Source organism: Sporomusa termitida, from assembly GCF_007641255.1.
Taxonomy (GTDB): Bacteria; Bacillota; Negativicutes; order Sporomusales; family Sporomusaceae; genus Sporomusa; species Sporomusa termitida.
Genome location: NZ_CP036259.1, coordinates 1793804 through 1812838 on the forward strand (window position 1 = coordinate 1793804; position 19035 = coordinate 1812838).

General features: G+C 46.8%; 25 protein-coding genes and 1 riboswitch. Of the genes, 16 read left to right on the forward strand and 9 right to left on the reverse strand.

The window, feature by feature from the left end; translation table 11 throughout:
* Positions 1-244: 244 nt before the first annotated feature.
* From SPTER_RS08040 to SPTER_RS08060, 6 genes are all read right to left on the reverse strand, one after another.
* Positions 245-1003: an SDR family oxidoreductase gene (locus SPTER_RS08040; RefSeq protein ID WP_144349930.1), complete on the reverse strand. Its 759-nt coding sequence runs from the start codon at positions 1001-1003 to the stop codon at positions 245-247.
* An 87-nt stretch (positions 1004-1090) separates the two neighbouring features.
* Positions 1091-1903 (reverse strand): SDR family oxidoreductase, encoded by an 813-nt coding sequence (locus SPTER_RS08045; protein ID WP_144349931.1) that lies wholly within the window; start codon positions 1901-1903, stop codon positions 1091-1093.
* 354 nt (positions 1904-2257) lie between these two features.
* Positions 2258-2410, reverse strand: a complete 153-nt coding sequence (locus SPTER_RS24665) for a hypothetical protein (RefSeq protein WP_170233206.1) — start codon at positions 2408-2410, stop codon at positions 2258-2260.
* Between the two features lie 51 nt (positions 2411-2461).
* Positions 2462-2653 (reverse strand): DUF4177 domain-containing protein, encoded by a 192-nt coding sequence (locus tag SPTER_RS08050; protein ID WP_170233207.1) that lies wholly within the window; start codon positions 2651-2653, stop codon positions 2462-2464.
* 463 nt (positions 2654-3116) lie between these two features.
* Entirely contained in the window at positions 3117-3305 is a 189-nt protein-coding gene (locus SPTER_RS08055) for a hypothetical protein (protein ID WP_144349933.1), read from the reverse strand.
* A gap of 451 nt (positions 3306-3756) precedes the next feature.
* Positions 3757-4086 carry a helix-turn-helix domain-containing protein gene (locus SPTER_RS08060; RefSeq protein WP_144349934.1) on the reverse strand — a complete coding sequence of 110 codons (330 nt, stop codon included), beginning with the start codon at positions 4084-4086 and terminating at the stop codon, positions 3757-3759.
* Positions 4087-4623: 537 nt separating this feature from the next.
* On the opposite strand from SPTER_RS08060, the gene SPTER_RS08065 reads away from it, so the two are divergent.
* Both SPTER_RS08065 and SPTER_RS08070 read left to right on the forward strand, forming a co-directional pair.
* Entirely contained in the window at positions 4624-4836 is a 213-nt protein-coding gene (locus tag SPTER_RS08065) for a hypothetical protein (RefSeq protein WP_144349935.1), read from the forward strand.
* Positions 4836-5153, forward strand: coding sequence for a hypothetical protein (locus tag SPTER_RS08070; RefSeq protein WP_144349936.1), 318 nt, complete (start codon positions 4836-4838; stop codon positions 5151-5153). Before SPTER_RS08065 ends, SPTER_RS08070 begins: the two co-directional genes overlap by 1 nt.
* Before the next feature lie 255 nt (positions 5154-5408).
* On the opposite strand, the gene SPTER_RS24670 is transcribed toward SPTER_RS08070, so the two are convergent.
* Positions 5409-5567, reverse strand: a complete 159-nt coding sequence (locus SPTER_RS24670) for a hypothetical protein (RefSeq protein WP_170233208.1) — start codon at positions 5565-5567, stop codon at positions 5409-5411.
* A gap of 159 nt (positions 5568-5726) precedes the next feature.
* On the opposite strand from SPTER_RS24670, the gene SPTER_RS08075 reads away from it, so the two are divergent.
* Entirely contained in the window at positions 5727-6293 is a 567-nt protein-coding gene (locus SPTER_RS08075; protein ID WP_211367523.1) for a GH25 family lysozyme, read from the forward strand.
* A gap of 85 nt (positions 6294-6378) precedes the next feature.
* Here SPTER_RS08075 and SPTER_RS08080 read toward each other — a convergent pair whose 3' ends face one another.
* Together SPTER_RS08080 and SPTER_RS08085 are read right to left on the reverse strand one after the other, a co-directional pair.
* A complete protein-coding gene (locus tag SPTER_RS08080; protein WP_144349937.1) occupies positions 6379-6912 on the reverse strand; it encodes a hypothetical protein in 534 nt (177 codons plus the stop codon).
* A gap of 192 nt (positions 6913-7104) precedes the next feature.
* A complete protein-coding gene (locus SPTER_RS08085; protein ID WP_246105529.1) occupies positions 7105-7626 on the reverse strand; it encodes a CBO0543 family protein in 522 nt (173 codons plus the stop codon).
* Positions 7627-7893: 267 nt separating this feature from the next.
* On the opposite strand from SPTER_RS08085, the gene SPTER_RS08090 reads away from it, so the two are divergent.
* The 13 genes from SPTER_RS08090 (at position 7894) to SPTER_RS08150 (ending at position 19021) form a co-directional block, all read left to right on the forward strand.
* The gene (locus tag SPTER_RS08090; protein WP_144349939.1) at positions 7894-8361 is read left to right on the forward strand and encodes a hypothetical protein; all 468 of its coding nucleotides are present in this window, start codon (positions 7894-7896) and stop codon (positions 8359-8361) included.
* An 875-nt stretch (positions 8362-9236) separates the two neighbouring features.
* On the forward strand, positions 9237-9740 hold the full coding sequence (locus SPTER_RS08095; RefSeq protein WP_144349940.1) for a YqeG family HAD IIIA-type phosphatase: 504 nt from the start codon (positions 9237-9239) through the stop codon (positions 9738-9740).
* 10 nt (positions 9741-9750) lie between these two features.
* Positions 9751-10530: a carbon-nitrogen family hydrolase gene (locus tag SPTER_RS08100; protein ID WP_144349941.1), complete on the forward strand. Its 780-nt coding sequence runs from the start codon at positions 9751-9753 to the stop codon at positions 10528-10530.
* A gap of 31 nt (positions 10531-10561) precedes the next feature.
* Positions 10562-11428, forward strand: coding sequence for a shikimate dehydrogenase (locus SPTER_RS08105; protein ID WP_246105530.1), 867 nt, complete (start codon positions 10562-10564; stop codon positions 11426-11428).
* Positions 11429-11567: 139 nt separating this feature from the next.
* A riboswitch (cyclic di-GMP riboswitch) is annotated at positions 11568-11650 on the forward strand.
* A 103-nt stretch (positions 11651-11753) separates the two neighbouring features.
* Positions 11754-13430: a type II secretion system ATPase GspE gene (gene gspE / locus SPTER_RS08110; protein WP_144349942.1), complete on the forward strand. Its 1677-nt coding sequence runs from the start codon at positions 11754-11756 to the stop codon at positions 13428-13430.
* A 54-nt stretch (positions 13431-13484) separates the two neighbouring features.
* Positions 13485-14537, forward strand: a complete 1053-nt coding sequence (locus SPTER_RS08115) for a type IV pilus twitching motility protein PilT (protein ID WP_281289509.1) — start codon at positions 13485-13487, stop codon at positions 14535-14537.
* 14 nt (positions 14538-14551) lie between these two features.
* A complete protein-coding gene (locus tag SPTER_RS08120) occupies positions 14552-15772 on the forward strand; it encodes a type II secretion system F family protein (protein WP_144349943.1) in 1221 nt (406 codons plus the stop codon).
* Positions 15773-15805: 33 nt separating this feature from the next.
* Entirely contained in the window at positions 15806-16222 is a 417-nt protein-coding gene (locus tag SPTER_RS08125; protein ID WP_144349944.1) for a type II secretion system protein, read from the forward strand.
* A gap of 131 nt (positions 16223-16353) precedes the next feature.
* Entirely contained in the window at positions 16354-17106 is a 753-nt protein-coding gene (locus tag SPTER_RS08130) for a prepilin peptidase (protein ID WP_144349945.1), read from the forward strand.
* A 33-nt stretch (positions 17107-17139) separates the two neighbouring features.
* Complete coding sequence (locus tag SPTER_RS08135) at positions 17140-17595, forward strand: prepilin-type N-terminal cleavage/methylation domain-containing protein (RefSeq protein WP_144349946.1); 456 nt, start codon at positions 17140-17142, stop codon at positions 17593-17595.
* 28 nt (positions 17596-17623) lie between these two features.
* Positions 17624-18040, forward strand: coding sequence for a type IV pilus modification PilV family protein (locus SPTER_RS08140; RefSeq protein WP_144349947.1), 417 nt, complete (start codon positions 17624-17626; stop codon positions 18038-18040).
* A 10-nt stretch (positions 18041-18050) separates the two neighbouring features.
* Positions 18051-18605, forward strand: a complete 555-nt coding sequence (locus tag SPTER_RS08145; RefSeq protein WP_144349948.1) for a PilW family protein — start codon at positions 18051-18053, stop codon at positions 18603-18605.
* 14 nt (positions 18606-18619) lie between these two features.
* Positions 18620-19021, forward strand: a complete 402-nt coding sequence (locus tag SPTER_RS08150) for a PilX N-terminal domain-containing pilus assembly protein (protein ID WP_144349949.1) — start codon at positions 18620-18622, stop codon at positions 19019-19021.
* Positions 19022-19035: the final 14 nt, after the last annotated feature.

Consider the following 19035-nt stretch of genomic DNA (forward strand, 5'->3'; position numbering starts at 1 on the left):
CGGTTTGCGCTATACTCCTCATTTTGGCTCTATATCAAGGCAATTTCGATCATTTAGACAACTTCAATGAAAAATGTAAGGAAAAAGTAGGTCGCCAGTTCGGTCCCACTGGTGTCATGATTACCTGAAATGAACTATCTTTGAATCCCAAAAGTCACTATTTCTTATCATAAGGAATTTTAAATTGCAAAACTATCAATAGACTCCCAAGGTAATCGCCAAAACAATTCTCATAGTGAAAGTTTTAATATGCAGTCCAACCACCATCGACGGTTAAAACGGTACCATTAACAAAGCTGGAATCATCTGAAGCCAGGAACAGAGCAGTTCGTGCTATTTCTTCCGGTTCACCAATCCGTGGTACCGTACTCATTCCGCTCGTACATATCGCTGCACCCTTCTGATTAATATTGGTCATAGTTATATTAATATTGGTTTTTACTGCTCCTGGAGCTATGGCATTGCAACGAATTCCTTCTTTTGCATATTGGAAACCCGTATTCTTGGTTAATCCTATTACTGCATGCTTGGAAGCAGTATAGGCAGCACCAGCTATACTTCCATGAAATCCTCCGACCGAAGCTATATTGATAATTACCCCACCACTTTTAGCAAAAAAAATTGGCAATACTTTTCTAGTAGCCCGCATTACGGAAGTGGCATTAACTTCTAACACTTTGCACCAAGATTCGTCTGTAACATCAGCAACTGCAGCCATATTATCCATTATTCCTGCATTGTTGACTAGTATATCAACTGTTCCATAAGTTGCAGCAGTAGTATCAATTAGATTTTGAATGTCGTCTTCTTTGGTTACATTAGTTAATATAGCCATTGCAGAACCACCATTTGCCTCAATTTCACCTACCGTTTCGTTCGCACCTTCTAAATTAAGATCAGACACTACCACATTTGCTCCTTCTTGAGCAAATAGTATTGCAATGGATTTCCCCATTCCTGAAGCAGCTCCTGTCACTATAGCTACTTTTTCCTTAAGTTTCATTTTTTCCTCCCGTAACATAATATGTTTATATTTTTGTCGTTGCAATTTCTTAGTAGGAATAAGGATCGCTCGGCCAAAATATATTGCTTACTTATTTTTCATCCCAGCAACACAACCACCATCGCAAAGTATATCCACCCCGGTTAAATATCCTGCTTTATCGCTTACACAAAAAGCAAATAAATCTGCAATTTCTTCTACACGCCCTAGACGCTTTATTGCACAAAATTTGATGTGACTCTCAACGCTTTCTTTTTCCAATTCACCCATAGGCGTCTGAAAAGAGCCTGGCGATACGGAAATCACTCGAATACCTTTCTGCCCAAACCGTGCTGCATCAGTTTTGGCGTACCAAATAACAAAGTTTTTGGAAATACCGTATGCCATACTTGACCTAAGCTTTTGAGGAAAAACGTTAATCATTGCTATCATTTTATTTATGAATGTTTCTTTGTTGATTCTACTGTACTTGTACTCTCTCTGGGGAATATTTATTCTCGGGACAAGGTAGCCAGACATTGATGCAACATCTAACATGCAAGAACCTTCCTCCATGATGCCGTAAAAAGCCTCATGCATGTTGATTGTCCCCAGAGCATTCGCTTCCATTATTGTTTTAGCTTCACTCATATGTGGAGACAGACCTGCAGCCTGTATTACGGAAGAAATCACTCCAATTTCCCTCGCATGTGCTGCTAGTTTGGCTACTGAAGCATATTTTGAAATATCACACGCAAAGGATTCCGCTTCAATTCCTTCAGCGCTTAATTCTTCAAGAGCGTTTTGTAGTTTATTAATTGTTCTACCTGCAATAATTATGTAATTATTTTTACCTAATATTTTTGCGGTTGCAAGTCCCATTCCGCTGCCACCACCAGTAATTACACATACTTTTTTCATTTTTCACTCCCGTCTAATCTAATAACTTCTGACTTCTTTTGAAGTAATACTTCACCATTCCCCTTACAGGAAAATATTTAACAATTTCAACTTCGGACATTTTATCTTATTGTTCCCAACTACTAGCAAATTATGATATGCTTTGTCAAAAAGAGTTAAAACAAAAATCATTGAGCAACCTTGATAGTTCATCTGCTCTTAACAAATTGTAACTGTTAATATTTTCGATTTAAACTTGAACAATTTACAGTGCCAATAAAATCATAATTCAATATCCACCATACTGCCCGGTGCCGCCTGTATCCGACCAACTAACCCGCGCCACTCATCACAAGTCAAGAAAGACTGCCCTGCCTAGACAACTAAAGCTGGCACACGGAAATTCACGGTGTTCCCAAAACTGGCTACAGAAAGAACGCCGCCATAAGCGGCGAGTGCAATACGATTAAAGTCAATGATAGGGAGGGCCTGCTCCAGGAAAAACTTCTTATTAACTGATACTTTCATAGATATACCTCACTAAGCGATAGTTAACGTTTCAATAGGTGGCTTTGCCGCCTATTTTTCTTGATAGAAGATAAGCATAATAGTGTCTTTATCAAGAACCAGGGTTTCTCCAGAAATGTGCTTGTCAAAAATCCAGCCAGCCTGGGCTTGTTCATTTAAGATTTCCTCAAGCCGCTCACCATCGAGTCGTGAGGTTCCTAAAAACCCTTTTTTCTTTACCTCAACCACTTTATATTGTCGCATCTTGACTCTCCTCTCGTAAATTTTTTGTTTAATAGTAAGCATCTAATCATCATTTGATATGTTATTAGGTTTTCTTCCGGTGTATATCTTATACTGTGTAGCACACAATGCAGCACCTGTTAAAGCTGAAGTCAAGAATAATTCCGTAACTATGTACCGCCAGTTAAGGGCAACTACTGTAGACTCAAAGCTTTTGGGGATATTCCACACAAAATGAAACTCTGTTACCGTATGGGATCGTACTGTAGTACCGATATTCTCTGATCTTTGCACTAGGCATGGTATATAGATATTGATCAAAATTATCGCGGAGAAATAGAAAATGAGGATGTTTCGTTGCACTTTAGGCATAGGCTTAGCACCCCATTTCATCGTATTATTTCCATACTCCGCACTCCGGGGCTTCTTTGATTCTGGCGGAAATGATCTGGAAAGCACATAGCTATTACTATGGCACGTGAGATTAATTACCTCCACCAAACATTATATAAATCATCAGTAAAAAACCTAAGATAATAACCCAATTTATAGCTCGTGCTGAGGATTTTGTCTGCTGTTTTCGAGCACGTTCTGCCTCAATACGCTCGCGGGCTTTAATACGCTCAAGTTCTTCCTCATAAATTCTTTTCTTTTGCTCTTTTGTAAGTGGCATAATGTTCACCTCTAAAGAGAATGGTTAGAAGAATAACCTTGCTATAAGTACATTCTAGAAGAAGTACTTATAAACACGGCTTGTCTGATTACTTGCCGTGTTTTGCTGCGTCTATGCTGAATTTTACACGGTTCTGAAGTCCTGGCGGCGTTAAAGTGGTGTTACTTCTGCACTAATAAATTAAGTATAATGCCGAATAACTTTGACGATTTGGTTGGCTTCGATCATCTGATCCTCAAGGCTAGAAATATCAAGTTTAATTTCGGAAATGTCAGTTTTTAACTTGATAACATTCAGTTTCGATACAGACCAAGGCGTTGATGGACAGTTTGTATTTTGCTAAGTATTTGTTTTAATAGTTAGTCTCTCATAATATCACCTCGCTTTATCCATATCCATATTTGCAGGAATGGGGCGGTTTGCATGGAGAGGCAGCGAATAAAGCAGCAGCTTATTTACTTCGATGATCGTCACCTAAGATCGGAATAATATGCTTAATCAGGAAAGCCTTTTGTTCTTCGGGCGAAAGGCTTTCAAACAGTTTTGTTAGTTCTTCTTGACTGATTTCTTTATCTACTTGAGTATTTTTTTGTCTGCCTAAAAGTTCGTCCGTGGTAACACCAAAAAAATCAGCAAGTCGGCCTAACGTGGCATTGTCGGGCTCTCTGCTATTAATTTCATAATGTGCATAGGTGCCGCGAGCAATACCAAGCAAATTAGCCATCTCTTGTTGGGTAAGTTTTTTCTTTTCGCGCAACTGTTTTAAACGTTCACCAAGCATTGCAGGGCCTCCTTTTTAACATCATTATACATGTTGCAAAGAGCCACAAAAATATATGTGGCGAAAAGACACGAAAGTAGTTTGGCTGTATAACGAAAGGGCTACCATAAGTAAAAAATGTTAAGTATTACGCCGCCAATGAGGTGTGGAAATGAAAAGCTTATGGCTGGAATTAATACAACAACAATCATTAACTCGCCAGGGCATATATATATATAGTGCTAGAGGTGATTGCATGGAAAAGATAAAATTCAATCTTTTAGGCTGGAAGGGAGAAACTACAATGTAAGATTCTGCAGCGGCGGCCGGCGTTACTTACAACCGAATAATTGGCTTTTTTAGAGAATAGACAAGCGGGGGCCGGCATGCGTTGTACCAATTGTGGGCAGGCGTTAACGGTCTGCGATAGTCAGGCAGAATCAACGCCAGCCGGTGTGCAGGGGGTGTTGCCTGTTATAGACCGCGGCGAGTTGTGATAAGTGCCTATGGCGGGGTGCATGAGATTGCAGATAGATATGCGGGATAGGAGGGAATAGTGTGTTAATCACCATTGATTTTCCAGACGGCAATAAGCCTTTGCTAGAAAAAGCCGTAAGCGTAAAAAATAAGTACCGGCAACAGTTGGCAGACGAAGCAGAAGGCGAAGGTGATTTGCAACTAGCTAGCGTATTCAGAAAAGAAATATCGCTAGAAAGGTATGTTTATACAACTCTTATGCAAGCGTCGAAGCGGAAGTGGTGGGGACAGTGATGCTTAAGCGCCAATATTTTATAGTTGCTGTACTGGTATGGTTGATCATTGTACTGACTGTTAGCTGTGGCAACAGTAATGAACCAGTGGCTAACGGTAAGCTGGTGACCGAGGTCTACATAGTTAAAGCAGGTGAGAGACTAGATGATATTTCCTATCACTTTATGTCAAAGTCATCTGTTAGCCGTGATGTTCGCGAATTTCGCGAAGGAATTATTGCACTCAACTGGGACACGGTGTTTGCTGACCGATATCCGCATGGATTAATTTTACCGGGCGACAAGTTGCTTATTAATTACTGGGTTGAAGAAAAATAGCCCTCAGGGAGAACGGCCGGGCGAATGGAGTGGGAGTGACAGATACAAGGAGACTTCCGGTTTACATATCAATTGGCGCATGAAAAATCGATGCTCGGATGCCCTCAGTTTAGCCGGATTGTCCCTGGAATGTGCGACTGATTGACAGATGTGCCAAGAATGTCTATATATTAGGGGCTATTCTTGAAGCCCATTCTGATGCAGAAATAAAGAAATAGCGGGATTAAGTATCCCGCTATGGTTTAGTCCCGGTAACTAGCTCTTTGGTCCATTAATATATTCCCCGGCTGAATGCAGTGCATCTTTATCTTTCGGAACTTCTGATTCCTTAAAAGATAATGGCTCCGGATTATTTGGGCCATATCCTACCGACATATTCGCATCAAGTTTCTGTTCTTCAACAGACTTTTTCATAGCAATCACCCCTTGGTGATAGTGTTTCCGAATGTACTTTTTTTATCCTTATAATGGTAAATTATCCCATTGTATATTGTGCGTATCAATTAAATTATATACAGGAATGGAAAATTTAGTTGCTTTTGAATTGTACAAAGTTTTAATGGGGGGATGAGAATGATAAAAGGTATCGATGTATCTTACCACAACGGCGCAGTTGACTGGCAGGCGGTAGCGGCTGCTGGTATTGAGTTTGCGATTATTCGCAGTTCGTACGGTCTGCAATCGAAAGACAACATGTTTACTAAAAACGTAGCTGGAGCAAAAGCGGCTGGATTGAAAGTAGGGGCCTATCATTATTCGTATGCTTTATGTGTCAAAGATGCAATTCAGGAAGCGGCTAACTGCCGTGAAGCCATTGACAGTTGCGGTGTATTGCTTGACCTGCCGGTATTCTTCGATATGGAGGATGCTGACGGGTATAAAAAACGCAACGGTTTTTCTTTTGACCCGGCAGAGATAACGGCCATGTGCAAGGCTTTTATTGACAATATTGGTTTGGATTGCGGGGTTTACGCCTCATATTGGTGGTTTGCTAATTACATTGACTGGCGCAGTCTTGGTTGTGCTGTGTGGAATGCTCAGTGGGGAGAAAATGACGATATTAAAGGCTATCTGTGGCAGTACACAGACCGCCTGGAGATCGGCGGCAAATGCTTTGACGGAAATATCCGCTATATATGAGGGGCGATTTAAATGCTTAATTTAACTAAGCGCCAGGCGGTACTCTCTAGGAGCGCCTAACCCAAGAGCTGGCTAATTAAAATGGTTAATCGTTTTCTTCATCCTTTGGTAGATTTGCAAAAGGTTTTGCTGCCGCTGGCTGGCATTTGTACTCAGCAACGTTTCTGGTGCTTAGTAATACATCGTCCTGCCACCTTTGATAACCATAAATCACTACTGCGTGCATTAAAGTGATCGGCAATGACAGAAACGGGGATATGTTGATGTCGATTATACCTCTACTAGATAAAAAATAATTCAGTAGAAAGAAATTAAACCCGATATCTAAGATTGTATTAGTAACCATATATAGCCAGAATCGTTCATATGTGAATTTAAAAACCCATATTGTTAATACAGGCATTATGCCAAAAGCGTAAGGTAACATTTGGGCAAAGGGATAGATCGATTCCCGGGTAGCCCAAAATCCTAACCTAATTCCTATATCCCCAATTATGGTCGTCAGTACAACTGCAAACGTGGCAACCGGCATCCAGTGTTTAATCTCGTTTTTCTTCATAAAGAAAAGGGATAACCAAGGAACTATAGTTAAAGACCACATGATAAAGCTATTACTCATAACAACCCCTCCTGACAAAAATTGTTGGGATTAGCTTTACTCGCAATTTGAATAATATACGAAAAGGAGACTAACACCAGGGGCAACAAGCAATACAGATTCGCGCAAAGCTACGAAGCCAAACTTACCCGGGCGATGGAGAGTTAGAATTCCGGTACCGCGGCGAACTATACCGGTTGACCATTCGGTTGTCTAAATAGTTTCTTTTATCAACACGCCTAGATATAGACCTGCAAGAAATACTGTACATATCCCCACAAAATGGATCACAAAGAAAAACCAATTTCCAAAACGGAAGGCTTCTTCTTTTAAGGGTTTTCTCAGATTGCTTGGTATGATCTTCCCGCCAATCCATTCCATGAGTATAAAAAATGCCCACCAAGAAGTGTACGAATCCCAAAAGTCCCACTCATAAGCGTACTGAATTAAATCAGTTGTGTTTTTAAAAATTGTCTCTAACAATACGCCTAGGTTTACAATTACGCCATAATAAGCAATTTTATAAGGCCATTTTACCGGGCTATACCGGACACCAAACAAAACGTAGAATGAAAAAGCTGTGGTAACAGCTACTGCCGGTATTTTGGCAACAGGTAAGAAAATATAAGGAAAAGAGTAAAAACCGACTTTGACAAATATGTAACATAGGGTATTGCCGATGATGGTTGCAATTAGATATAAAAGTCCATAACGTTTCCAGTCAATTCGCAGCAAAAAGTAGCTCCCGATAAAAGCAATTACTATACTGACTATTGATATATACATTTCCTTACTTCCATTTAGGAACGTCAAGAGCATCACCACCTGAAGTTTTAAGTAGTATTACCTTGTGACAAGGTAATAATTCAACAGGTTAGCAGTGTAATATTGGGCTAAACCGGGTTGCCGCTCAATTTGTTGCTGGCACGAGTAATTTTTGGTATAAAGTTCAAAAAATGTGCAAAAATAAATTGAGTAAACAAGATGGTGAGGGGATATGTTATGAGCAACCAAACAATTTTATGGGGAATGCTATTATTGCCATGGCTAACTCTCTTTTTAATGCCTAAAGAAGATATTAAAAGGTGGATGCCGGCAGCCTTGTTTGTGATCGCAACGAATACTATAATTATCGACGCAGGTGTTACCTTGAAATTATGGGAGATAAGAGAAAATATTTATCCGTTCAGTGAAATGATTAGTTATGTTTATGGCGCATTGCCGGTAGGCGCGATGTGGATACTCAAATATACCTATGGTCGATTCTTGTTATATGCAGCTGCTCAGATCATGGGTAGTTTAGTATTGATCTTTTTGGTTCAGCCGGTACTACACCGGCGGGAAATATTCGTGTGGCTTAACCAAGATATGTTTTCCGGAATGGGGGCATTTATCATAACGGCCATACATTTAATTATTGTCTATTCCTATCAAATGTGGCAGGAGGATGTCTTTGTTCGCTCAAAATAAAACGAATCTTCTGTTAATTATTGTCCGGCGGCAGCTAAGCCGTTAGCCGGAGAGCAAAGAGAAAAAAAGGATAACGAATAAATTATGCGGAAATTAAAATTAGGCGTCCTTCGGGCGCTTTTCGCTTTTCTTTTGCTTAACTGCAGGTGATGCACTGTGCCTCATTGCAACAAATATAAACTGCCGCTTCACAATGGATTTTGGTAGGTCTCTTGGTTTTCTTACCATATTGGTCATGTTTTTGTCATATTCTCATGTTAACCTTAAATTAACCACTAGGAATGGCCAGTAAGCCCTATTAATGGGTCAAGGAGTGTGATTATATGATTTTAAAAATAGCATCGGCACAACCTGCTTGCGATTACCATAAGCAAAATTATCGATATCAATCCAAGGATAGATTAAATAAAAAGAAATCAACTTCATTCGCGAGCGTCTTGGAAAGGACAATAAAATCAAAATATGCTGATATCAAAATATGTGGTAGCAGTGGCAATGTAGCGAAACAACAACCAACTATCAGGGACGTGCATTACTGAAATAATCACCCGGCGGCTTCAGCTGCCGGGTGATTACTCTTCCTGAAGCAACAATCCAGTGTCGCTATGGAATTGAATTATTTTGTCTATTATGGAAGGATATAGGAAATGAATGTCGAATAATTTTTGGAACAAATTAAAGCTCAGCAGAGTAATCAATAAACAGCCTTTGCAACTTGTATAAGTCGCAAGGGGCTGAAATCATTGGCTAATAAAGAGGCATAATAATTTCCTGGCAGTCTGAAGTAGTCTGTGCGGCGGCAGTCGCTTTTGTTTTTGTTTTTATCATGCTATAATTTTTATTAACTCATAATAATGGATTTTTTGGAGGGAAACTTGCTCAAATTACTCACCCCCTGTTTAGTTGTTAACACTATATATGACATTAATCTGGCACTGCTGAAGCAGCGTGGTATCCGGGGCATCATCTTTGACCTTGATAATACCATTGTTGCCTGGAACAGTCCGGAACTGGGCCCGGACATGCGTGCCTGGCTGCAGCAGTTAAGCGGACATGAGCTAAAAGTCTGTCTGCTGTCAAACAATGGCAATAAGAGGGTAAAGGCTATTGCTGACCAATGTGGCGCCCCCTTTGTGGCCCGGGCTTTAAAACCGGCCCGGACCGGTTTCCGGCAGGCTGTACATACGCTGGGGCTGACTCCGGCTGAGGTTGCCGTGGTCGGCGACCAGCTATTTACCGATATGCTGGGCGGTAACCGGCTTGGTTTATTCACAATCTGGGTGCAGCCGCTGGCGTCGCAGGAATTTATCGGCACTAAGATTACCCGGCAGTTTGAAAAACTGGCCATCCGCCTGTTGCGGGCCAGCGGGCGTCTATAGGAGGGTATTGATGAAGATCGCAATGCTGCAAATGGAGATCGTGGCCGGTGATGTGGCAGGCAATAAAAACAAAGGCCTCGCACTTGTTGAAGAGGCTGCTGATAAAGCCGATGTCATTATCTTGCCGGAGATATGGACAACCGGCTATGCTCTTAAAAATGTGGCTCAGGCTGCTGAACATATCGACGGGCCGCTGATGACCCAATTGGCCGGGATTGCCCGCAAACATCACGTAAACATCATTGCCGGCTCTGTTCCCGTCAGTCGTAATGGCCGGACCTATAACACCACAATGGTAATAGACCGGCAGGGCACTATCATTAACAGCTATGAGAAGGTACACCTGTTCAGTATGTATGGCGAAGAGCATTTTTTTGCCCCCGGCACTAAACTTGGGCTGCTGTCACTGGACAAGATGACGGCCGGAGTGGCAATTTGCTATGATCTCAGGTTTCCCGAATTATTCCGCTCACTGGCATTGCAGGGGGCTCAGGCTGTGTTTGTGCCGGCCGGATGGCCGGCGGCCCGGGGCCACCACTGGCGGACCTTGGTCCAGGCCCGGGCGATTGAAAACCACCTGTATATCTGTGCCGTAAACTGTGTGGGTGAGCATAAAGGCAGCCCTTTTTACGGACATTCGCTGCTTGTTGATCCGGAAGGAGTGATCATCGCCGAAGGGGATGACCGGGAAACAATTATTTATGGTGAAATCGATCCGGCCCGGGTGGCCGGGGCCCGCAAGGATATGCTGACTTTTGCCGACCGCCGGCCTGATCTTTATTCCTGTTAAAAGGGCATAGGGCCGGAGTAAAGGAGAAATTATGATCATAACGACTAAAACACAAAAAGTTGGATTACTGGGCTGGCCGCTCAGTCATTCCCTGTCCCCGGCCATGCACAATGCGGCCTTTGCGGCCAGCGGTCTTGACTATGTCTATCTGCCGCTGCCCACACCACCGGCGTTGCTGCCCCAGGCGGTAACCGGGTTAGCGGCCCTGGGCTTTAGCGGCGTTAATGTCACTATCCCGCACAAAGTGGCTATTATTGACTGCCTTGATGACCTTGATGACAGTGCCCGCCTGGCAGGGGCGGTGAATACGGTCGTTATCAGCGCCGGCCGGCTGATTGGCTATAACACCGATGCCGGCGGCTACATCGGCTCACTGCTGTCAGCCGGGGTTGCTGTCAAGGCGAAACATGCTGTTGTTTTGGGGGCAGGCGGGGCCGCCCGGGCTGTAGTGGCCGGTTTGGTTGAAGGCGGCATTGCTGCCGTCGGTATTGGCGCCCGGGATACGGCCAGGGCAGCCGCGGTTGCCGGGCTATTTGCCGGCACCGGGACACCGGTGAACAGCAGCGGCTGGGACTCAGCGGCATTTGCAGAAACAGTGGCTAAGGCCGATATTATTGTCAACACCACCCCCTTAGGCATGTATCCGGACAGTGCAAGCCAGCCGCCGCTGGCCTGGGCGCATATTAAGCCGACAGCAGTGATCTCCGATCTTGTCTACAATCCGCTGCAAACCGGTTTTTTGGCCGAAGCCAGCCGGCGTGGCCATACTGTGGTTACCGGCGAGGGGATGCTGCTGGAACAGGGGGCGCTTGCTTTTCAACTGTGGACAGGGGTTCCGGCGCCGCTGCCGGTTATGCGCCAGGCCTTACTGGCAGGATTAAGCGGTAATCCATCTTGACAATGAGAGTCATTATCAATTATACTTTTTATAGCTGTTTAAATTTATTAAAGTTTATATAACCTTAACAAAAAAATGCAGGAATTGTAAATTGTCAGGCGAATATACTTTAATAAAAAATCTGCAACCTTGTTGTTATCAGCATAACGGAGCAATGAATTCTGGTCTGTATTTGGGCACTTAGACCAGGGGGAGCGAGTAGTGCAACCGGCCGCAAAAATAGTTATATTTTGCTTGGCCGGTTGTTTTCATTTTTTCCTACACCACCTCAGCCACTGGGAGCAAAATTAGTTTTTTGCGGACTATAAAATAATGGAGCGCATATATGTTAAACAACCGCAAACGGTTAGGTGATCTGCTGATTGAAGCCGGCCTGATCTCCCGGGAGCAACTGGACAAAGCCCTGACTGTGCAAAAGCAAACCGGCGAGCGGCTGGGGAAGGTCCTCATTAATCTGGGTTACATAACAGAAAACAATATTATCGAGGTCCTGGAATTTCAGCTCGGTGTGCCGCATGTGGAGCTTGCCGGTATGGCTCTGGCCCGCGAAATTGTGGCGACCATTCCGGTTGCTTTGGCTGAACGCTATCAGATTATCCCGGTAAAAAAAGAGGGGCATAGACTTACACTGGCAATGGTTGATCCGACTAATTTTTTTGCCATTGACGATGTCCGGATGGCATCCGGGTGTGAGGTCGAACCGGTTATTGCTGCGGAGCGGGAGATTATGCGGGCCATCAGTCAATACTATGGGGTTAATGACTTAGTCGAAAAAGCAGTTAATCAGTTAAAGCCGGATGAAGCTGCGCCTATGGCCCAGGTCCAAACCGCTGATGACGCGCCGATTATCGGCATCGTTAACTCGCTGTTCAGCCAGGCGGTGCGGGAACGGGCCAGCGATATCCACCTGGAACCGCAGGAAAAAACACTGCGGGTCCGGTTCCGGATTGACGGGGTGCTCCGGGAAGTGGCGTCCTTTACCCGCGATATCCAGGCCGCCATTGTGTCCCGGATCAAGATTACCGGCGGCATGGATATCTCCGAAAGGCGCCTGCCCCAGGATGGCCGGATCAAGATTACCGAAGCCGGCCGTGATATTGATATCCGGGTATCGACCTTGCCGACCATTCTGGGCGAAAAGGTGGTTATGCGGATTCTCGACAAGCAGACTGTCATCCTGGATGTCGGCAAGCTGGGGTTTGCCCCTGATAACCTGCAGACCTTCCGCCGCCTGTACACCCAGGCTTACGGCATGATTCTGGTCACCGGCCCAACCGGATCAGGCAAAACGACAACCCTCTACTCAACCCTGGGAGAAATTAACACCATCAGCAAGAATACAATTACGGTGGAAGATCCTGTTGAATACCGTTTGGACGGTATCAACCAGGTCCAGGTCAATCCCCGGGCCGGCCTGACCTTTGCCCTGGGCTTGCGGTCTATATTGCGTCAGGACCCGAATATTGTGATGGTCGGCGAAATCCGGGACACGGAAACCGCCGATATCGCTATTCGGGCGGCGCTGACCGGTCATCTGGTGTTAAGCACCCTGCATACCAACGATGCCCCGGGGGCGATTACGCGGCTGATCGATATGGGGGTCGAGCCTTTTCTGGCCGCTTCCTCCATCCTGGGCGTACTGGCCCAGCGTTTAGTCCGGTGCATCTGCCCGGAATGCAAAACCAGCTATACACCGGCGGCTGACTCCCTGGAACGGCTGTTTCTCGGCCTGGCCCCGGACCAGCCCTTATGCCTGCAGCGGGGCACAGGCTGCGCAGCCTGCGGCTTTACCGGCTACAAGGGCCGGATGGGGATTCATGAGGTCATGCCGGTGACATCAGTCATCAGAGAATTGATTACCAGGCGGGCCTCGGCCGATGAAATTGCGCTGGCCGCCAAAAGCCAGGGGATGCTGTCGATGCGTCAGGATGGGATCGGGAAAGCGCTGGCCGGCCTCACCACGGTGGAAGAGGTCATGCGGGTGGCCTATGCCGGTCTGTAGCGCGGTTACTTCAAATGTAAGCAGTCATTGCCGTAGATAATGGAGGATACCTTGATGATGGAAGCACTACTGAGGGCCGCAGTTGAGAAACGAGCCTCTGATGTACATATTACAGTCGGCGTACCGCCCGTGCTGCGCCTTAATGGCAGCCTGGTCCGGACTGATGCGGCACCGTTAACGGTGCAGGATACCCGGACAATGCTGGAGGCCATTGCCTCGCCGGAACAGCAGGAGAAATTCTGGCAGACCGGTGAGCTTGATTTTTCCTTTGCCATCCCCGGCCTGAGCCGGTTCCGGGTAAACGCATTCCGGCAGCGGGGCTCGGCCGCCATTGCTATCCGGGTGGTAAATGAGCGGATCGCGACCCTTGATGAGCTGGGCCATCCGGAGATATTAAAAACCCTGGCCCGTATGCCGCGGGGCCTCGTACTGGTCACCGGACCGACCGGCAGCGGCAAGTCCACTACCCTGGCGGCAATGATTGACCTTGTCAACAACGAACGGGCCTGCCATGTGCTGACCCTGGAGGATCCGATCGAATACCTGCACAAACACAAAAAATGTATTGTTAATCAGCGCGAGATCCATGCCGACAGCAAATCCTTCGCCAATGCGCTGCGGGCCGCCCTGCGGGAAGACCCGGATGTCATCCTGGTGGGGGAGATGCGCGATGTTGAGACCATTGGCATCGCCGTTACCGCTGCCGAAACGGGCCATCTGGTTTTTGCCACCCTGCACACCTGTGATGCCGCCCAAACGATCGACCGGATCATTGACGTCTTTCCGCCCCATCAGCAGCAGCAAATCCGGATCCAGCTGTCGCTGACCCTGCAGGGCATTGTCTCCCAGCAGCTGTTGCCCCGCCTGGACGGCAACGGACGGATTGTGGCCCATGAACTGTTGATGGTGACCCCGGCTGTGCGCAATCTGATCCGGGAGGGGAAAACCCATCAAATCGCCTCTGTCATCCAGACCGGCGCCAGGTTTGGCATGCAGGCGATGGATTTCTCATTGCGGGACCTGTTCCGGCGGGGGATTATCAGTTATGAAGATGCCCTGGAACGGTCCATGAACCCGGAGAACTTTATCCGTTTGGCCAACAGCTGACAAGGAGATGACGAATGGCCAAAACCTACGAATATAAAGCCAAAGACCGCAGCGGCCAGCTGCATAGCGGCAGTATCCTGGCTGACAGCGAGATGGCGGTCGCTCTCCATTGCCGGGAAAAAGGCTATTTCGTTTTGGAGATCAAGGAACAGGGCCGGCCGGGCGGTACCTTAGGGGCCATTGCCGACAGCTTCCAGACGGTGAAAATTAGGGATCTGGCCATGGTTTGCCGCCAGTTTGCCACCATGGTGGATGCCGGTTTGTCGCTGGTAGCCTGCCTGAGTGTCCTGATTGATCAGACCGCCAATACGCGTATCAAAGCCGCCCTGCAGAGTGTTTATAAAAAGGTAAAAGAGGGCGAGACCTTTTCCCGCGCCCTGGCCGAACACCCCCGGATCTTTCCCACCATCATGGTGAATATGGTGGAGGCCGGCGAAGTGGGCGGGGTGCTTGACGATATATTAAACCGGCTGGCAACCCACTTTGAGAAAGAGCATAAACTGAATGAGAAGGTCAAGTCGGCCATGACCTATCCGGCGGTTGTCATTACGCTGGCTGTCTTGTGTGTGGTATTTATTCTTACCTTTGTCATGCCGACCTTTTTAAGCCTGTTTGCCGGCATTAAGGTGGAGCTGCCCTGGCCGACCAGGCTGCTGCTGGCGGTAAGTGACTTTTTGAAGAATTACTGGTGGCTGGTGTTGCTGGAATTGAGTTGTTTGCTCATTGCCTTAAAAGTCGCCTATACCAAGGAAGGCACCCGCAAGCAGCTTGACCGGCTGATTTTGAGACTGCCGATCGCCGGCCCGCTGGCCAGAAAGATTGCCATTGCCCGGTTCAGCCGCACCCTGAGTACCCTGGTGCGCGGCGGTGTGCCGATCATTACGGCCCTGGATGTGGTTAAAAAGACGATTGGCAATTTGAGCATGACCGATGCGCTGTCCAAGGCCCAGGTTAGTGTGCAGGAAGGCGTGGGCCTGGCCTCGACCCTGGGCTCAAGCAAGATCTTTACGCCCATGGTAATCCACATGGTGGCGATTGGCGAAGAAAGCGGCGCCCTGGACAAAATGCTGGAAAAGGTAGCTGACTTTTATGAGAGTGAGGTCGAGGACACGGTCAGTCGTTTAAGCAGTATTATGGAGCCGGTGATTGTCGGGATATTGGGAGTGGTGATAGGGTTTATTGTTATTTCGGTGGTATTGCCGCTCTTTGATGTTATAACCAATATGGGGCGCTAACTACAGTTTTCTTTGAGAAAGGAGGTGAAAACTATGTTTCAAAATATTAGAAAGCGTATGGGGAATCAAAAAGGGTTTACACTGGTGGAACTTTTGGTAGTAATTTCGATTTTAGGCATTTTGGCAGCTATCGCCGTACCTAAATTTGCTGACTCAACAACAGCTGCAAATACGGCAAAAGCAGCAGCTGACCTTCGTATACTTGATAGTGCTATAGCAATGTATCAAGCACAGAATGGTACCGATCCGACTGCTATTGATGGTGACGCTGGTTCAACGACATTAGTTGGTGACGGACTATTGGCAGCTTCACCAGCACCACCTACAGGACGCGCATTTGTTAATGGTACTGCAGCAAATATTACTGCTACTGCTTATGTACTTACAGGTACTGGAGCTGCGATGAGGGCTACTCTAGATGGTAATAATTCGGAGGACTTCAACAGATAAAGCTGGTAACAAGATATATTTAACTAGGACTGTTTGTCCTAGTTAAATATATCTTTTAGTGCTGGACAGTTATAAATAACATTAATAAGGAGAAGGTACACATATTTCGATGTTGTGCTAGTTAGCAATATATGCTAGAAATTTGTCTAATTCTATCAATTTTAGGTTTCGGCCTAATAATTGGTAGTTTTATCAATGTATGCATTTTGAGGATACCCAAGAATGAGTCTATTATATTTCCAGGTTCACATTGTGTAATTTGTAAGACTCCTTTAAAAGTAATGGATTTAATTCCAATAATTAGTTATGCCTTATTACTAGGACGATGTAGGTATTGCGGATCTTGTATATCTGTTCGATATCCAGTAGTCGAATTATTAACTGCTCTTATTCTATTGATTTCTTTTTTAGTGGCTCCTTTAGAAAAACTGATGGAAGTATTAATGTTTGTTGTATTTTTGCTTGTGATTTCAATAATTGATTATGATTATCAGCTTATTTTAGATAAAATTCTTATATGGTTTGCTATTGCAGGCGTAATATTTAATACACTAATTAATAATACAATAGTGCTAGATATACTTTGGGGAAGTGTAGCGGGCGGCGCCATCCTCTTCCTTATCGCCCTCCTCACCAAAGGCGGCATGGGCGGTGGCGACATCAAATTTATGGCTGCCCTCGGTCTATGGCTTGGCCTCAAACTAACCCTGCTGACCTTATTTCTGTCCTTTGTCATTGGCGGCATCGGCAGCCTGCTGCTACTGGCCCTTAAGATCAAAGGCCGTAAGGACTTTATCCCCTTCGGCCCGTTTATCGCTGTGGCGGCGTTTATCAGTATGCTGTACGGCCATGAAATCATCACCTGGTATCTGAGCCTGCTGTAGTACAGGCTGTTATTTGCTGTTGCGAGGTGTAATATGCAACAGGGCTTTACTTTGATAGAACTCCTGGTTACCATGGCCATTATCGGCATTTTAGCCGGTCTGGCCGTACCAATGCTGGCCGATGCCGTGGCCACCCTGGAACTGCATATCTTTGTCAACAACCTGGCCGCCGATATCCGGGGCCTGCAGCAGCTGGGCGTTAATGCCAACGGTACGCAAGCTATTTATACGCTATACTGGACTGGCGGCAGTAGCAAGCCGCAATATAATCTGCACAACCGGGAAAAAGCCATTAAGATTGTTGATTTTCCCGCCTCGGTTGCAGTGACCGGTGATCCGAAAGCAATCCGCTATGCCATCACCGGCTCACCGTCATCCGGGGCTCAGACTATTGAATTTCGCAGTAAACGGACCGGTGAGTACCTGTATGTCGTCATTGCCCCTGTGACCGGGCGGGTGCGGGTCTGTGACGCCGCCGGTCTGGAATGAAAACGTACAGCCTGGGGAGGGGGGGGCAATGGGGCGGAACCGGCAGGGTGAGCGGGGTTATCTGCTGCTGGAGGCAGTTATGGCAATTTTTATCGTGCTTATAACGCTGGCGGTTGCCGCTCTGCTGCCCCAGGCGCTGAAGGTGATGGCGGCTGCCGGCCACTATACGGCCGCCACGGCATTGGCTCAGGAACAGATGGAGCTGCTTAAAAGTCATGACGACCTGTTTTGGGCTACTGTCGCGTTTCCTTACCAGACAGGCCCGGCCTCGATTCCCGGGACTGATTACTGTCAGACGGCAAGGGCTGAAATCAGCCCCCTTGATCCGGAGTATCCGAGCAAACAGCGTATCATCAAGCTAACCGTTTCTGTGGGCCGGCCAGGTGCTGAACAGGTCACCCTGATATCCTATACCTTACAGGCGGTACAGCAGTTTCTGCCATAACGGAGGGATTATGAAACGCTATTGGACTGGCCGGCAGGGTCTGACCCTGGCCGAGCTAGTGGCTGGTCTGACAATTTTTTTGATCCTGCTGGCGGCCATCGGGCCGCTGTTGTCAACCGCAAGCCAGGCCTGGCGGACCGGCCGTTCCCAGGCTGAACTCCAGCAAACCGCCCGGTTGGCGCTGGAGCGGCTCAGCCACAGCATCCGGTATGCGCAAACCGTCACTGTCGCCGATAATGGCGGCAGCCTGGTGCTAAAGGACGGGGATGGCAGCAGCCTGATCTTCAGCGTCAGCCCTGATACGCGGGCGCTGTGTATGACCATGGGCGACGGTACGCCCCAGCCGCTGGCCGGCGACGGCCTTAGTAAAAGGGCCGGCCGGGTGGTGGTTATCGCTAACCCGGGGCAGCAACCGCGTTTTACGGTTGAGGCTGTTACCCTGCGGGCTAACAATGGACAAGCCCTGTATATGGTTAAGCGGGTGGCGATTATGATTACCGTACAGGACCGCGAGACAGGGCTTCAATATACCCTGCGGTCGGCAGTGATGGCTCAAAACTCGTAATAAGAGGTGTCCCGATGTTTTATGTACAAACACGGGTAGCCAGCCAGTCCGGGTCGAGTGCTCTCCTGGCGTTAATGGCACTGCTGCTGCTGAGTCTATGGGGCTGGGGCCTGATTACGCTTAGTCTGACTGAGCTTAGTATGGCCGCAAGCTACCGTGACGGCACTGCGGCTTTATATTTAGCGGAGGCAGGAGCCAAACGGGCTCTTGTCGAATTACACTACAACCCTGACTGGCAGCCCCGCAATCCCTATTTTGAGGGCCGGGGCAGCTATTCGCTGGCAATTACGGCCGGTACGCCCATCCGGATTGAAGCAACCGGCACTGTTCACAGGTCTGTGCGGAAGGTTGTACTAAAGGTTGTTAGGAACGCCGAGGGTGCGGGTCTTATAATTATCTCCTGGAATTATCATTAATTAGGAGGCAGCAT

Bases quoted from the DNA above. Each gene is read 5' to 3' on its own strand.
- SPTER_RS24665 (WP_170233206.1), bottom strand. From the start codon at position 2,410: ATGAAAGTATCAGTTAATAAGAAGTTTTTCCTGGAGCAGGCCCTCCCT.
- SPTER_RS08150 (WP_144349949.1), top strand. From the start codon at position 18,620: ATGTTTTATGTACAAACACGGGTAGCCAGCCAGTCCGGGTCGAGTGCT.
- SPTER_RS08100 (WP_144349941.1), top strand. From the start codon at position 9,751: ATGAAGATCGCAATGCTGCAAATGGAGATCGTGGCCGGTGATGTGGCA.
- gspE (WP_144349942.1), top strand. From the start codon at position 11,754: ATGTTAAACAACCGCAAACGGTTAGGTGATCTGCTGATTGAAGCCGGC.
- SPTER_RS08140 (WP_144349947.1), top strand. From the start codon at position 17,624: ATGGGGCGGAACCGGCAGGGTGAGCGGGGTTATCTGCTGCTGGAGGCA.
- SPTER_RS08135 (WP_144349946.1), top strand. From the start codon at position 17,140: ATGCAACAGGGCTTTACTTTGATAGAACTCCTGGTTACCATGGCCATT.
- SPTER_RS08040 (WP_144349930.1), bottom strand. From the start codon at position 1,003: ATGAAACTTAAGGAAAAAGTAGCTATAGTGACAGGAGCTGCTTCAGGA.
- SPTER_RS08115 (WP_281289509.1), top strand. From the start codon at position 13,485: ATGATGGAAGCACTACTGAGGGCCGCAGTTGAGAAACGAGCCTCTGAT.
- SPTER_RS24670 (WP_170233208.1), bottom strand. From the start codon at position 5,567: ATGAAAAAGTCTGTTGAAGAACAGAAACTTGATGCGAATATGTCGGTA.
- SPTER_RS08090 (WP_144349939.1), top strand. From the start codon at position 7,894: ATGAGCAACCAAACAATTTTATGGGGAATGCTATTATTGCCATGGCTA.
- SPTER_RS08105 (WP_246105530.1), top strand. From the start codon at position 10,562: ATGATCATAACGACTAAAACACAAAAAGTTGGATTACTGGGCTGGCCG.
- SPTER_RS08145 (WP_144349948.1), top strand. From the start codon at position 18,051: ATGAAACGCTATTGGACTGGCCGGCAGGGTCTGACCCTGGCCGAGCTA.
- SPTER_RS08045 (WP_144349931.1), bottom strand. From the start codon at position 1,903: ATGAAAAAAGTATGTGTAATTACTGGTGGTGGCAGCGGAATGGGACTT.
- SPTER_RS08120 (WP_144349943.1), top strand. From the start codon at position 14,552: ATGGCCAAAACCTACGAATATAAAGCCAAAGACCGCAGCGGCCAGCTG.
- SPTER_RS08070 (WP_144349936.1), top strand. From the start codon at position 4,836: ATGCTTAAGCGCCAATATTTTATAGTTGCTGTACTGGTATGGTTGATC.
- SPTER_RS08080 (WP_144349937.1), bottom strand. From the start codon at position 6,912: ATGAGTAATAGCTTTATCATGTGGTCTTTAACTATAGTTCCTTGGTTA.
- SPTER_RS08050 (WP_170233207.1), bottom strand. From the start codon at position 2,653: ATGCGACAATATAAAGTGGTTGAGGTAAAGAAAAAAGGGTTTTTAGGA.
- SPTER_RS08130 (WP_144349945.1), top strand. From the start codon at position 16,354: ATGCTAGAAATTTGTCTAATTCTATCAATTTTAGGTTTCGGCCTAATA.
- SPTER_RS08075 (WP_211367523.1), top strand. From the start codon at position 5,727: ATGATAAAAGGTATCGATGTATCTTACCACAACGGCGCAGTTGACTGG.
- SPTER_RS08055 (WP_144349933.1), bottom strand. From the start codon at position 3,305: ATGCCACTTACAAAAGAGCAAAAGAAAAGAATTTATGAGGAAGAACTT.
- SPTER_RS08125 (WP_144349944.1), top strand. From the start codon at position 15,806: ATGTTTCAAAATATTAGAAAGCGTATGGGGAATCAAAAAGGGTTTACA.
- SPTER_RS08060 (WP_144349934.1), bottom strand. From the start codon at position 4,086: ATGCTTGGTGAACGTTTAAAACAGTTGCGCGAAAAGAAAAAACTTACC.